Source organism: Enterococcus eurekensis, from assembly GCF_042654605.1.
Lineage (GTDB): Bacteria > Bacillota > Bacilli > Lactobacillales > Enterococcaceae > Enterococcus_I > Enterococcus_I eurekensis.
The window spans coordinates 1-14,775 of the sequence record NZ_JBHSGT010000036.1 but is presented as its reverse complement, the minus strand read 5'-3'; the positions used below and the strand labels follow the sequence as shown (position 1 = coordinate 14,775).

Annotated in this window: 8 protein-coding genes and 7 pseudogenes; 7 read left to right on the top strand and 8 right to left on the bottom strand. The window is 37.2% G+C overall.

Going from position 1 to position 14,775, the window contains the following annotated elements; translation table 11 throughout:
- Window positions 1-66: 66 nt before the first annotated feature.
- Both ACFO3L_RS05295 and ACFO3L_RS05290 read right to left on the bottom strand, forming a co-directional pair.
- Window positions 67-321: pseudogene (locus tag ACFO3L_RS05295) on the bottom strand (ATP-binding cassette domain-containing protein); the annotation flags it as partial.
- A gap of 9 nt (window positions 322-330) precedes the next feature.
- Window positions 331-1,608, bottom strand: coding sequence for an ABC transporter permease (locus ACFO3L_RS05290; RefSeq protein ID WP_379964559.1), 1,278 nt, complete (start codon window positions 1,606-1,608; stop codon window positions 331-333).
- Window positions 1,609-2,044: 436 nt separating this feature from the next.
- Between ACFO3L_RS05290 and ACFO3L_RS05285 the strand changes: the two genes are divergently transcribed.
- Window positions 2,045-3,201 (top strand): IS3 family transposase gene (locus ACFO3L_RS05285; protein ID WP_379964557.1). Its coding sequence is split into 2 segments (ribosomal slippage): window positions 2,045-2,324 and window positions 2,324-3,201, totalling 1,158 coding nucleotides; the frame shifts between segments, so codons are not numbered across the junction.
- A gap of 75 nt (window positions 3,202-3,276) precedes the next feature.
- On the opposite strand, the gene ACFO3L_RS05280 is transcribed toward ACFO3L_RS05285, so the two are convergent.
- The 3 genes from ACFO3L_RS05280 to ACFO3L_RS05270 form a co-directional block, all read right to left on the bottom strand.
- Window positions 3,277-3,912: a transposase gene (locus tag ACFO3L_RS05280; protein ID WP_379964555.1), complete on the bottom strand. Its 636-nt coding sequence runs from the start codon at window positions 3,910-3,912 to the stop codon at window positions 3,277-3,279.
- A gap of 291 nt (window positions 3,913-4,203) precedes the next feature.
- Window positions 4,204-5,028 (bottom strand): endonuclease/exonuclease/phosphatase family protein, encoded by an 825-nt coding sequence (locus ACFO3L_RS05275; protein WP_010725664.1) that lies wholly within the window; start codon window positions 5,026-5,028, stop codon window positions 4,204-4,206.
- Between the two features lie 212 nt (window positions 5,029-5,240).
- A complete protein-coding gene (locus ACFO3L_RS05270; protein WP_379964553.1) occupies window positions 5,241-7,406 on the bottom strand; it encodes a PTS transporter subunit IIBC in 2,166 nt (721 codons plus the stop codon).
- A 309-nt stretch (window positions 7,407-7,715) separates the two neighbouring features.
- Here ACFO3L_RS05270 and ACFO3L_RS05265 point away from each other — a divergent pair, with 309 nt between their 5' ends.
- From ACFO3L_RS05265 to ACFO3L_RS05245, 5 genes and pseudogenes are all read left to right on the top strand, one after another.
- Window positions 7,716-10,010, top strand: coding sequence for a glycoside hydrolase family 65 protein (locus ACFO3L_RS05265; protein WP_379964551.1), 2,295 nt, complete (start codon window positions 7,716-7,718; stop codon window positions 10,008-10,010).
- On the top strand, window positions 10,003-10,668 hold the full coding sequence (gene pgmB, locus ACFO3L_RS05260) for a beta-phosphoglucomutase (protein ID WP_002328395.1): 666 nt from the start codon (window positions 10,003-10,005) through the stop codon (window positions 10,666-10,668). The genes ACFO3L_RS05265 and pgmB overlap by 8 nt, the downstream gene beginning before the upstream one ends.
- Window positions 10,661-11,695: an aldose epimerase family protein gene (locus ACFO3L_RS05255; RefSeq protein WP_002328396.1), complete on the top strand. Its 1,035-nt coding sequence runs from the start codon at window positions 10,661-10,663 to the stop codon at window positions 11,693-11,695. The genes pgmB and ACFO3L_RS05255 overlap by 8 nt, the downstream gene beginning before the upstream one ends.
- Before the next feature lie 68 nt (window positions 11,696-11,763).
- A pseudogene (locus tag ACFO3L_RS05250) lies at window positions 11,764-12,782 on the top strand (LacI family DNA-binding transcriptional regulator).
- Window positions 12,783-12,918: 136 nt separating this feature from the next.
- Window positions 12,919-13,038 (top strand): annotated as a pseudogene (locus tag ACFO3L_RS05245) (DUF3788 family protein); the annotation flags it as partial.
- A gap of 203 nt (window positions 13,039-13,241) precedes the next feature.
- Here ACFO3L_RS05245 and ACFO3L_RS05240 read toward each other — a convergent pair.
- Window positions 13,242-13,820: pseudogene (locus tag ACFO3L_RS05240) on the bottom strand (hydantoinase/oxoprolinase N-terminal domain-containing protein); the annotation flags it as partial.
- 38 nt (window positions 13,821-13,858) lie between these two features.
- A pseudogene (locus ACFO3L_RS05235) lies at window positions 13,859-13,936 on the bottom strand (citrate transporter); the annotation flags it as partial.
- 73 nt (window positions 13,937-14,009) lie between these two features.
- On the opposite strand from ACFO3L_RS05235, the pseudogene ACFO3L_RS05230 reads away from it, so the two are divergent.
- Window positions 14,010-14,144: pseudogene (locus ACFO3L_RS05230) on the top strand (IS6 family transposase); the annotation flags it as partial.
- 252 nt (window positions 14,145-14,396) lie between these two features.
- Here ACFO3L_RS05230 and ACFO3L_RS05225 read toward each other — a convergent pair.
- A pseudogene (locus ACFO3L_RS05225) lies at window positions 14,397-14,775 on the bottom strand (transposase); the annotation flags it as partial.

The window sequence follows — 14,775 nt, the reverse complement described above, 5'->3', positions numbered from 1 at the left end:
AGGGATATTAGTGATACATATTTCAATAAAATGTGCCAAAGAATTAAAGCTATGAATTATTCAGGATACTAAAGAGATATTATTTTTTCTATGATTACTATAGCCTTTCTTTTCAATATCTTCATTCTTAAACAATATTTTTCCTGTTTGAGCTTTATCAAGTCCAGCAAGTATGGACAGAAGTGTAGATTTTCCTGTTCCTGACTTACCTACTATCGCATAAAACTTCCCAAGTTCAAATTTTTGATTTACTCCTGACAAAACTTTTTCTTTAGAATTTGCATAACTGTATGTTATATTTTTCATTTCTAATATATCCATTATTTTCTCCTAACTTATTTTTGATAATATTTCTTTAGGCTTCTTGATTAATATTAATGAAGAAGCAAATACAACTGATAAAACAATAATACTTATTAATATTAAATAACTTTCTCCAAGTGTTGTTATATTTAGCATAAAACTACTATTATTTATTAAACTTCCACCGGAAATCATTGAGTCCTCTGAGTTAATGAATCCATCTACAATTACTTTTAGTAATACATTTCCTAAAAATAAGGAAGATATTATACTTGGTATCGATATGAATATTAACTCGAATATAAATTGCATTATAATTTGTAGCTTAGATGTTCCAATAGATAAAAATATACCTATTTCATAAATTCTTTCTCTTAACCATAGAATCAAGATTAATGAAAGAACAACCATCCCACCTAACATAATAGAATAAGTCATTATTTTTATTATATGTTTTATTCCACTCACTGACTCTAAAGACTCTTCAAACGCATTAGAATCTTTTTCAACAAAATACTTTGACTCATCAATTTTAAGCTCTTTCAATTTGTTTAAGGCTAAGTCTGTAGATTCTAGACTAGCAGAATACATTAATATTTTATTTGCAATTTTATTATCTTCTGATTTATTTAATATCTCTTGGCTTGTTGAATAATCTACAAAAACCATATTTTCACTAAAATCAGAAGATAGTCCTGTATATGCTTCCTGTTTTCTACCAGAAAAGATTCCTATAATTTTAAATTTATGACTTTCTATTGTCCCACTTTTTTCAATATCTAGTAATTCAAGATCAACTTCATCACCTAATTTTAGATTGTTTTGTTTAGCAAATTCTTCATGAACAATAATTGAGTTCTTATCATTTTCTTCTATATTTTTACCTTCTTTAATTGTAAATACTCCACTACTAAATAAAATATTTCTTTTAGTATTATTTGTAGCTTCGAGTGAGACAACATTCTTAAATTCGTCAGATAGATCTTCTCTATTTATTCTTTGTTCTCCGCTAACTACTTTAGCATCTTTTAATTTTGCTAATGCATCAAATTGAATTATTATTTCTTCAATTTCTTTTAATTTTTCAATATCTTTAAATTGATTAACATTAAAATATTGACTATCTTTTTTTGTTATTGATATTGAAGAATTAGAACTTTCATATAAAGCCTTTTCTATTTCATTGCTTGATTTCATTATTGTTAAACAAGAATACAAGCAAGAAAGAACTATAGTTAATATGATAAAAATTATTAAAGTTCTATTTCTCTTTCTTGTAATATATGCTAGTGCATTTTTTATCACGTTCCTAACTACTCCTCTCTATTTTCTTACTCCATAACTAATTGCATCCATTGGACAAGCATTTTTACATTGTCCTCATCCGATACATTCTAGATGATTATAATTTTCAACTGGATCTATATTCTTTTGACAAACTTATTACATCTACCTCAATTAATGAATGCACTTAAGCTCAAACACTACGTAAGTAATATGCATACTCCTCCTGATACTATTTTTTCATATTTTTTTCTCCTTTACTTTTTACAAAATAGCAGTTTATAACTACTTTAATTAATATCTTACACGTCTTTTGTGAAACGTTTATGAAATATAATCTTTTATATTTCTAAACCATGAAACTTTACTAGCATCAAAGATTGGATAGGCTACAATAAACTAGACAGAAAAGATAAGGTGTGTAAACTATAAGAAAACACACTGGAGGAATCATGTTATGTCGCAAAGAAGAGAACGCAGAACATATACGCAAGAATTTAAACAACAAATGGTCGATTTACTAAACTCTGGAAAACCAAGGGCCGACATCATCAGAGAATATGAACTAACACCATCGTCTTTTGACAAATGGGTCCGTCAGGCAAAAAAGACAGGTTCATTCAAAGAAGCCGATAATCTGACCCCAACGGAAAAAGAGCTTATAGCCTTACGCAAACGAAACCAACAACTTAAGATGGAGAATGATATTTTAAAGCAAGCAGCGCTGATATTCGGACGAAAAGACAAGTGATTGATGCAAACAAGCATACATATTCCATATCAGCGATGTGTAAATTATTAAATATTTCCCGTCAAACGTATTACTACAAAACAAAGGAAAAGCCGAGTGAAGCTGCGCTTGAAGCCGCCGTAACAGAAGAATTCAATCGCAGCCGCAAGAACTATGGTACGCGGAAAATCAAAGCTGCTCTGGCAAAACGTGATATCCTAGTTAGTCGTCGCAAAATCAGTCAAATCATGAACAGACGAGGCTTGAAATCAAATTATACAAAAGCAAATTATCGAAAGCATACATCGAATGTAAATCACTCCGATATTGGCAATACCTTGGATCGTGCCTTCACTGAACGTGAACCTTTGGAAGCAATCATCACGGATCTGACTTATGTAAGAGTTGGCACAACGTGGTGTTATGTTTGTTTCATTATTGATTTATTCAATCGTGAGATCATTGGTCATTCCTGTGGTCCGAACAAAGATGCAGCGTTGGTCAAAAGTGCTTTCCAAAGTATCTCCCATCCTTTGACTGAAGTCAAAATCTTCCATACAGATCGTGGGAAAGAATTTGATAATAAACTGATTGATACGATCTTAGAGACATTTGACATCGAACGATCACTGAGCAAGAAAGGCTGTCCTTATGATAATGCAGTGGCAGAATCAACCTATAAATCATTTAAAGTAGAATTTGTTTATCCGAATACATTTGACACATTGAATCAACTCAAACTGCAATTATTTGATTACGTCAATTGGTGGAATTATCTTCGGTTACATGGTTCTTTGGGGTATGAGACACCAATCGGCATTCGAAATCTGAGATTGGCGGAGCGAATCCTTGATAATGAGCATGGATGTGGTAGCGTTGCGTAGTGGCAGATACATTTAATCGTTGCTTCGCCACGGTTGTTCCACGTCCATGGTGGCTCGTTGTCAAGGACAATCGGATTAGATAACAAGCACCTGATTTTTACACTTTATAATTTTTGTCAAAAAAAGTATTGCCATTCCACATTCTTCATCTTCTGCACAAATAGATGGAATGATTTGTTCTTCCACAAGCATTAAATAATATTCTTTTGATTTTTGTCTCAATGACTCTTCAAATCGTTCCGTGTTCTTTTTCCAAACAAACGTATATTTATTCGCGTTAGCTTCTAATTTCGTCCCGTCAATAAAGATAGCTTCTTCGTCAATTAATTTTTGAGATACAAGCTGATTTCTAAATTGAATAAAACATTCTTGGATAATTGGCTGAACCATAGGGTTTACTCTGAAACGATTGATGGTTCTAAAATTTGGGAATTGTGACTGAGTGAGCCACATTGCTCGAATACTATCTTTAGACATCGCTTCTATTTTTCTTCCTGAAAAAATAGACTGCGTATAGCCACACAACAGCAACTTTAACATCATTTTTGGGTTATATGAAGAGGTCCCCATTTTATGATCAAAGACTGAAAAGATCTCTTCAGGAATACTTTCGACTAATTCATCTATCGCGAACGCGATATCATTTTCTTCTAAATAAATTTCTAAATCTAATGATAAAGTAACCTGTTTCATGTTATAATTTTTGTACATAAATAGCACTCCTTTTTAATTGGGTTTAGTCACTTTAATTATATAGGATAGTGCTATTTTTTGTGCAAAAAAAGGAAGAAAATCGAAAAAAGATTTTCTTCCTTTTAATTTATTCAAGAGACTTTTGGGTCAGCCTCGTTTTTTTTAAATTTCCGAAAAACCTGCCTTTCGGACGTCGTTTATTTAAGAAGGAGTTGCTTCTGCTCCCGTCGTTTATTCGAGAGTCTGTAGCAAACCTGGTTTTTAGATTTGTCCCATATTCTTATTGTGACAATATTCCTTCGTTTCTCTTCACTCCAACGTGACTGCTACCCCATAATGATCACTGACAATCGGGCCATTTTCCCCGTCAAAAATACGTTGATAACTTGTAACAAAGCAATCTTGTGGTACATAAATATAGTCGATACGTAGCCCCTCTTTATTGTTTTCCCAGCCATCGATTCTCTTTTCGATCGTTGCTTCAGCTTGTTTTTTTTGTGCGATTGGATAAGCATCACGAATAGGCAACTGACTTTTTGCCACTAAATCGTACCCGCTGCCTTCAGCAGGATTGTTGAAATCCCCTAATAGATACAGTGGTGTTGTAAGAGGCGCTAAACTTGCTTCTAATTCTTTCCACTCAAATGCAAATCCGCTTTTTTCATCTGCCCACCAAGAAAAATGACAGCTTGCTACAGTAATACATTGTGTTTTGACAGAGGTTTGACCTACTAATATTTTTCGAGTATGGTAATCCTCTTTTTCTTTTGTTTCGGAGACTAGGTGCGTTTGACTAGTTAGTGGTTGTTTGGAAAGAAGCGCATTGCCTTCCTCATAGATAGCATAGCCGATATGACTCATTTCCCAACTCCAATAGTAAGTTTCACCTTGTTCTGCTAAGAGCTGGATCAAGCAATAGGCAAAGTTATCCGAGCGGACAGGCGTTTGTTCCTGCACCTGACTAAAATTCTTCAGCTGCTCACTGGTTAGTCGTTTTGCGTCCATCGTTTGATTGACTTCTTGCAATGCGATCACATCATATTGTTCATGACAGATTTTTTGAGCGATCTGTTTTAATTTTTCTTGTGGTTCCTCTTCTAACCAGCTATGCGTATTCAACGTCATTATTTTCATATAATTCTCCTTCTTAATGGGATGGGTCGAAACATTGCTCCCACCTTCTGGATCCATATAGGTAAAGACCCCAAAGTAGTTTATTCAAAAAATAAGCCAATAATCCCTGAAATAGGAAAAGCAATTTCGGGATTATCGGCTTACTTCTAGGAGTTACACACATCGAACACATTCTTTCGATATGAAATACACACATGAACTTCTGTGATTCTTTACAAGTTTATTTTCCCGATCACTGTTCCTCGTTCAGTGTCTCCTAATTTATTGATGGTCAGCCCATTGACTTTGTCATCTGTAAAGACTACTATGATCGTCGTTTCTTTCCCTTCGTTCTTGATTGCATCTAGATTCATCTGAGCAATCGTTGTTCCTGCTACTACTTCTTGGCCTTCAGAAACTAAGATCTCAAACGCTGGCTGGCTCATCTGAACAGTATCCAGTCCCATATGGATCAAAACTTCTGCTCCTTCTGCTGTTTGCATGCCAATTGCATGCTTGGTTGGGAAGACACTCACGATTTTACCAGAAAGTGGTGCCGTCACTTCTCCAGTGGCAGGAATGACAGCAAAGCCATCACCCATCATCTTTTGTGAAAAGACTGGATCATTCACATCTGTTAAAGCAATTACCTCACCAGTTGCTACAGTGAATAATTCTTTTTCGATACCTAAAACATGTTTCTCTTCATTCTTCTCATTTTTATTGGTTGTCTCAACTGTTGGCTCTGGAATATCAGCGCCTGATTGTAGTAAATCTTCAATATCCGATTTCAACACATCCGCTTTTGGTCCATACACGGCTTGCACACCTTTGTCCTTAACGATCAAGCCCATCGCTCCAGCACGTTTCCATTCTTCTTCTGAACCGACTTTCCCAGGATCCTCGACGCTGACACGTAAACGAGTCATACAAGCATCTACATCCTTGATGTTTTCTTTTCCACCTAACAAATGGATGATCTTAATGATTTGTTGATCTGCATTAGTTGCAGAACCTGACGACGGCGTTTCTTCACTGTCGTTATCATAGTTCCCATTACGTCCTGGTGTAGCATAATTGAATTTTTTGATCAAAAAGTTTGCCACAAAATACGTCAATACTCCAAATAATATGACACAGATAACAAAATTGAGCAAGTCGATACCTAATCCTGCTTTGATCGCTAATGGTGTACGTGTCAATAGTTCAATGTTCCCAAATGAATGGACACGTAAAGGTAGAATATCTGCCATTGCAAAAGCTGCCCCTTGGATCACAGAATAAACAATGTAAAGAGGTACAGCTGCAAACATGAACATGAACTCTAATGGTTCGGTTACACCTGTTAAGAAAACTGCAAGTGCTGCTGAAAAATACATTGATTTATATTTAGACTTTTTGTCTGGATCAACATTACGGTACATCGCTAGTGCTAATCCCATCAAGATACCGGAAGAACCAATCATTTGTCCCACTTTAAAACGAGCAGGTGTCCAGTTCGTCAATACGAATTCATATTGCGACATGTCGCCGGCGCCTTTCAAGTTGACCAAATCAGTCACCCACGCCAACCATAAAGGATCTTGTCCAAATACTTGTGTTCCCGCTTGCGCACCAGATAATATCTCATAGGTACCACCCAGCTGCGTATAATTGATTGGGATCGTCAACATGTGATGTAAGCCAAATGGTAACAATAGACGTTCCAATGTACCATATAGGAATGGTGCTAAAATCGGAGCGTTTTCTTTTGACTCTGCAATCCACAATCCAAAGTTATTGATCCCTGCTTGGACATTCGGCCATACAATAGCAAGAATCAATGCAACAATCGTTGACCACAAAATAACTACAAAAGGAACAAATCTTTTTCCATTAAAGAACGATAATGCGTCAGGTAATTTACGATAATTGTAATATTTATTATAGGCCATCGCCCCAATGAACCCTGCAATAATCCCAACAAATACCCCCATATTTAGTGCTGGTGCTTCTAATACACTGGTAAAGAACCCTTTAACCATGATTTTCGTGCCAAACAAGGTATGCGTAAATGCGTCTTCATTTGCCAACATCTCATTAGTCACACCAAAAATTGCTCCTGTGATCCGATTGATCAATATAAATGAGATCCCCGCAGCGAATGCTCCCCCTGCTCGTTCTTTTGCCCAACTACCACCTATCGCTAGTGCAAATAAAAGATGTAAATTTCCGATAATTGCCCAACCAATATTTTCGATCACGCCACCCGTTGTAACTAAAGGTGCAAGATCAGGATTGATCAACGGAATCGATTTACCGATACTGATCATCAAACCTGCCGCTGGCATAACTGCCACAACGACCATTAAAGCCTTTCCAAATTTTTGCCAAAACTCAAAGCTAAATATTTTTTTCATTTCCTCGTCTCCTTTATGCAATCGATTGCGTTGTTAGTTATTATAGCGTGTGTTTCTTTTTTTGTAAATGCCTTATTTCGTATTTTTATGCTTTTTCTGTAAGTACCCGATCGTTCTTTATACATTATTTCTGTTCATATTATAGTAGTAAATATTGATACAATCGCTTTATAGTAGTAAATATTGATACAATCGCTTTTGTTTTGTTTTTTCATCCACTTCAAAATTTAATTTCACTTTTCTAGTTGACTTACGCAATCGCTTGCGTTTATTATGGACGTATAAAAGACAACGTCTAGGAGGAGAACAATGAAACAAATTAAACGGTTATTTCAGATCGACCCTTGGAAAATCAGCACGAATAAATTAGATAAAGAAAATTTACGCTTGCAAGAATCATTGACCAGTATCGGTAACGGATATATGGGTATGCGCGGAAATTTTGAAGAAGCATATTCTGGTGATCATCACCAAGGAACCTATTTAGCAGGTGTTTGGTACCCTGACAAAACACGTGTTGGCTGGTGGAAAAACGGCTATCCTGAATATTTTGGAAAAGTAATCAATGCAGTCGATTTTATCGCTATGGATCTTTTTATCGATGATCAGCTGATTGATCTAGCTACACTTACTACTGAAGATTTTTATTGGGAATTAAACATGAAAAACGGTGTTTTGACACGTAGTTATACAGTCACTACCCCATCAAACAAAGTTCGTCTTTCATTCGAGCGCTTTTTAAGTATTGTCAAAAATGAAGCCGCTTATATTCGCTTAACCATTGAAATGTTGGAAGGAAATGGAACTGTAAAAGTTATTTCTAAGCTAGATGGCAATGTCCAAAACGAAGACAGCAATTACGATGAACACTTTTGGAATGACATCGATCATGGCGTCAAGGAAGAAATAGCGTACTTAACGACTAAAACGATCCCGAATAATTTTGAGATCGAACAATTTACAGTGACCGCTGGGATGCGCCACTACGTTGATGGAAAATTATATACGCCAAGCTACCAAGAGGGCACCTTAGCAATCGAAGGTTCATTCACCTTTGACTTAAATGAAAATGAAACACTTCTTATCGACAAAGAAGTATTGATTTTCACAAGCCGAGATATCCCTGAAGCGCAACAAGCGACACATCTCTTTAAAGAATTCAACGAATTGAACGTTCACTATCCCCAAGCAAAAGAGGAGCAAACAGCCGCTTGGTCTAAACGATGGGAATTGGCAGATGTAGTCATTGAAGGAGACGATGAAGCACAACAAGGAATCCGTTTCAACCTCTTCCAGCTATTTTCTACTTATTATGGCGAAGATGAACGTTTGAATATTGGACCAAAAGGCTTCACTGGCGAAAAATATGGTGGTGCAACTTACTGGGATACTGAAGCCTATGCAGTGCCTCTGTACCTCGCTTTAGCGAAACCTGAAGTCACTAAGAATCTCTTGAAGTACCGCCATAACCAATTGCCACAAGCAATCCATAATGCACAACAGCAAGGGCTAAAGGGCGCGTTATATCCAATGGTCACTTTCACAGGTGTCGAATGCCACAATGAATGGGAAATCACCTTTGAAGAAATCCATCGAAATGGCGCAATTGCCTACGCTATTTATAATTATACTAACTACACTGGCGACATCGACTATTTAAAAAATGAAGGTTTAGAAGTCTTAGCAGAAATCGCTCGCTTTTGGGCAGACCGAGTCCATTTTTCTAAACGAAACAATCAATATATGATCCACGGGGTTACAGGACCGAACGAATATGAGAATAATATCAACAACAATTGGTACACGAATACGATTGCTTGTTGGGTACTACGTTACACACGAGAAAATTATTTGAAGTTCAAAGAAGAGAGCACTGCTAAAATCAGCGACGATGAATTGGCACATTGGCAAGAAATTGCTGAAAATATGTACTTCCCAGTAGATGAAGAATTAGGGATTTTTGTTCAACACGATACTTTCTTAGACAAAGATCTCAAACCAGTAGCGGAACTATCCGCAAGTGAATTGCCATTGAATCAGCATTGGTCATGGGACAAGATCCTTCGTTCTTGCTTCATTAAACAAGCAGACGTTTTACAAGGTATCTACTTCTTCAATGATTCATTTACAAAAGAAGAAAAACAACGCAACTTTGATTTTTACGAGCCAATGACTGTCCATGAGTCTTCCCTATCTCCTAGTATCCATGCTATTTTAGCTGCTGAACTAGGCATGGAAGACAAAGCCGTTGAAATGTATCAACGCACTGCTCGTTTAGATTTAGATAACTATAACAATGATACAGAGGATGGCTTACACATCACTTCAATGACCGGAAGTTGGCTTGCTATCGTACAAGGATTCGCGCAAATGAAGACAGATCATGAACAATTAAGATTTGCACCATTCTTACCTAAAACATGGTCTGCTTATTCATTCCATATCAATTATCGCGACCGCTTGTTATTTGTCGCCGTTTCAAATGAACAGGTAACATTGAACCTCTTATCTGGCGAAGCTTTACCGCTAGAAATCTACGAAAAAGCGTATGTGCTTACTGATCATTTGACTATTCCATTACGAGAAGGTGAAGCGAATGTTTAAAGGTGTATTATTCGACTTAGATGGCGTTATTACAGATACCGCTGAATTCCATTACCTTGCTTGGAAAAAGCTAGGTGATGAGATCGGTATTCCCTTCGATCGGTCATTCAACGAACAATTGAAGGGTGTAAGCAGAGAAGATTCTCTGACTCTCCTTCTTGCTCATGGAAAAAAAGAAGAGCAATTCTCAAAAACAGAATTTCTCGAATTAGCGAAAAGAAAAAATGATTATTATCTTGAAATGATCCAATCGATCACACCAAAAGATGTTTTTCCAGGGATTTTAGAATTATTAAAAGACTTACGGGCAAACAATATCAAGATTTCACTAGCATCTGCAAGCAAAAATGGCCCTTTCCTACTTGCCAAGATGGATTTAGAAAGCTACTTTGACGCGATTGCTGATCCGGCAAAAGTCGCTAATGGAAAGCCTGAACCAGATATTTTTCTACTTGCTGCGAAAGAAATCGGTTTGACCCCTCGTGACTGCATCGGGATCGAGGATGCAAAAGCTGGAATCGCTGCGATCATTGCTAGTGGTGCGCAACCTATCGGCGTAGGACGTTCAGAAGATCTTGGGGAGGATATTCCAATCGTACCTGATACAGCTTCATTGACTTTCGATTACTTGAAAAAAACGTGGCAGCCAAATGCCTGAACCTTCTATTTCAGTGACTCCTATCCCCAACACTGAATTAAAAAAAATCACATTGAAGAACGATGAATTGACCGTCGTTCTTCTAAATTATGGCGCTAGACTTCACCAAATCTTTGCTCCAGATAACAAAGGACATTTAGAAAACGTCTTACTTTCTTATGATGAACTTTCAGATGTTTTAACCGATGAAAGTTTCTTTGGAGCCACAGTCGGTCCCGTAGCAGGCAGAATCCGAAATGCTACATGGGGAAATCATCAACTTGAAAAAAACGCCGGCAACCACCATATCCACGGAGGAACAAATGGATGGTCTTTCCAATATTGGGATGTCGAAGTGTTCAAAAATCCACAGTCGATCGGCGTTGTCTTTTATTTACAAGACACTTTTTCCGATTATCCTGGTCCTATCACAGCAACGATCACGTATCAGCTAACTGCGAATAGCCTGGAAATGATCACAAAAACGAACAGTCCCGTCGAGACGATCTGCAATCCAACCAATCATGCCTATTTCAACCTTTCTGGGAATGGTAAATGTGACATTGATACACATGAACTGGCTGTCCAAGCAGAAAGTCTATTGGTATTAGATGAAGATAAACTACCAACAGGCGAACAAATCACTCAAGCGGATTTACCGATCAATTTCAAGAAACCACATACAATCGAAGAAATTCTCAACGCTTATCCAGAAGGACTTGATGACGTTTTTGTTCTTACTACACCGAAACGTTCAAAAAAGGTGCTGTGTCTTTCAGAAAAACAATCTGGACGCCAGTTGTCTATAGCAACAACAAATAGAAGTGTGGTATTATTTTCTACGACTGGTTTTGAAGCTGATTTTATGATCAACGGGAAACATATGCATTCAAACTATGGTTTAGCCATCGAGCCACAAGAATTTCCGGATCTAGTCCATTTACCTGAACTCGGTTCGATCGCTTTGTACCCTGGTCAAGAAAAGGTCAACCATACGACCTATCAGTTTACTATTTTACCGAATGAACAGATAGCAAATACTCAATAGTTGCTTGTTTTGATTACGAATAGCTCAGAAAAGAAGAGATTTTTATTTAGAAGAAAGGTGTTTAAATTATGGCAATTACGGTAAAAGATGTTGCAAAAAAAGCGGGAGTAGCTACCTCTACTGTCTCACGCGTCATCAATGACCATCCAAGTATTTCCGAAGCAACCAAAAAGAAGTCCGAAAAATCATGGATGAACTTGGCTATGTACCGAATATCACTGCTAGAAATTTAGGTAAACGGGTTTCTAGTGCCATCGGCGTGATATTGTCGCCACTTGATTCTAAAGAACGAATCGGTAATCCCTTCTACTTAGAGATCATGGATGCAATCAATGAAGAAGCACGTCACCACGACATGACAATAGCCATTGCAACAGCGAAAAATTTTGATGTCTTATTAGAAAATGTCCAAAGAATGCACTTACAAAAACAAGTCGATGGCTTTATCTTAGTGTACTCTGATAGCGAAGACCCAGTCATCGATTATTTGTATCAAAACGAGATTCCCTTCACTCTAATCGGTCAACCTTATCAGCATGAAAATGAGATCATCTACGTTGATAACGACAACCAGCTATTGGGAAAACAGGCAACTGATTTTCTTATCCAAAATGGGCATGAACAGATTCTTTTCGTTACGAACACGACCCACGAAAGCCTCTATTTCGAACGCTATTTCGGGTATCAAAAAGCGATGATGATGGCTGGACTAGATGTTCACCCTAGCGTTGTGATCGAAAAGGCAGAAGACTATCTATCCTTTGACACTATCTTAAAAAACGCCGGTGCTACAGCACTTGTGGTAATCGATGATATTTTTGCACTTCGCACGATGCAATTAGCGCAAATGTACGGTTATCTTATTCCAGAAACCTTATCGATCATCAGTTTCAATAATTCGATTTTTTCTACACTGACTCATCCTTATCTCACAAGTATCGATATCGATATTTCCGAATTAGGGCGAGTAGCCATGCAAAAATTACAAGAATTGATCCATAACGAGATCAGTAGCGGCGTGCGCCTAGTCATCCCTCATCACTTGATCAAGAGAGAAACAGTTGTACCACTGAACCCCAAGCAATAACTGGTAGGAATTGAAATGAAGAGATAGAATAACCAAAAGATGAGATTGAGACAAAAGTGTTTCTTACTTCTGTCTCAACCTCTTTTTTGAAATTCCCGAAAAGCCTGACTTTTGGACACCGTTTATTTGAGAGAAGCTGGGACAGAAGTGTTTAACTCCGAGAAATAAGAAGAAATGAACGAAAATTGCTTTTCAAATTTTTGTGAATTTCGGCTTATTTCCGAAGGAGTTGCTTCTGCTCTCGCCGTTTATTCGAGCGTCTGTAGAAAGACTGATTTTTAGATTTGTCTCGACCTCATTTTTTTATGAATGTATCCGACTTCTAATAAACATGATGAATAAAATCAGCCAACCAATGAAGGTCAACCCGATGATGAAATAAAAGAAGAGCGGCAAGTCATAATATAAGGTGATCTCATTGATACCATTATGCTGTTTGACGATTGGCGTACCGATGTCTGTCAATCCATATAATTTAGTAATATCAGATGCCATCGTTGTTGGAATGGCTTTACAAGAAGCAGCTTCATAAACAACACGTTCTGGCTCACCATTATCTACCCCAAAGGCCATCGAAGATACTAGTACCTCCGCTTTTTCTTTTTCTAAATTAGAGATCGTTTCAGCCACTCGATCCACATTCAAATGTTTTACTGGTAAAAAAGCATTGACGATTTCGATTTTTTTCTTGTTCCCTAGATCAATATCGTTCAATCGTGTTTGTCTTTTGGCTAAAAATCCTTCAAGACCGCCTTTCGACATGCCGATTACTCCAACTTTAGCTACATCTCCTTCAATCAATGCATTCGTTGCTTGCGTTGTCGAGTGAGCCACGAAAACCACATCATCTGGACTGATTTGATTCTCTTGTAAACAGTTTTGAAAAAACTGCACCACTCCTGCTGCCACCCCATTCAAATGATCATGTGTCGTCTTCACTGAAGACTTCCCAATAATTTCATGTGTGGCATTGTCGATCGCTACCGCTTTTGTATGTGTCCCGCCAACGTCGATCCCCATTCGTACAAACCGTTTCATCCGTCACTCCTCCATTTCATTTCTATTGTCACAATCCGTTAGAAGTTACCATACAATAAGAACGTGATCATACAGACAATTGCTCCAATTATCCAACCAGTTGGAATTGATTTTTTGGTTCTGTTGCAAAGTTTTCCAAAAAATCTATTTTAGTGTAAAATTTAGAAAAAAGACAGAGAGGACAGAGTAATGAATCATTTTAAAGGCAAACAATTCAAAAAAAACGTCATTATTGTCGCTGTCGGTTACTACCTGCGTTACAATCTAAGCTATCGTGAAGTCCAGGAATTGTTATATGATCGTGGAATAAATGTTTGTCATACTGGAATGGCAACACTTTTCTAGACAAAAATTATAAGGTCTGTTTATGACACCATATCCAGTTGCCCTTGACAACGAGCCTCCTCAAATCGGTTTTCTTAGCGGCGTGCTCACTTTGAATAAAATAAGCCGCTCGAACAGAAGGTAACCGATTCTTGCTCATTATCAAGGGTTCGCTACGCCAACCTCCGCATAGCGTACCTCAATTGGTGTTTTATAACCAAGAGAACTATGGATCCGATGATGATTCCATCAATTGACATAATCAAAACATTCTAATTCTAAGTGTGCCATCGTTTCAAATTGATATTGACTCACAAATTCCGTCTTAAAAGCTTTGTAAGTCGCTTCTGAAACGGCATTATCATATGGACATCCAGGCTTACTCAAGGAGCGTTGAATGCCAAATGTTTCTAAGATAAGATCAATCAATTCATTATCAAATTCTTTTCCACGATCCGTATGGAAGAGTTCGATTTCTTGAAGTGAGTAAGGAATGCTTTGAATGGCCCTTTTTACAAGCTGCGCATCTTTTTTATTTCCGCAAGAATGGCCAATAATTTCATGATTGAATAAATCAATCATCAAACAAATATAAGCCCAATTTTTCCCGACCCGAACATAAGTTAAATCC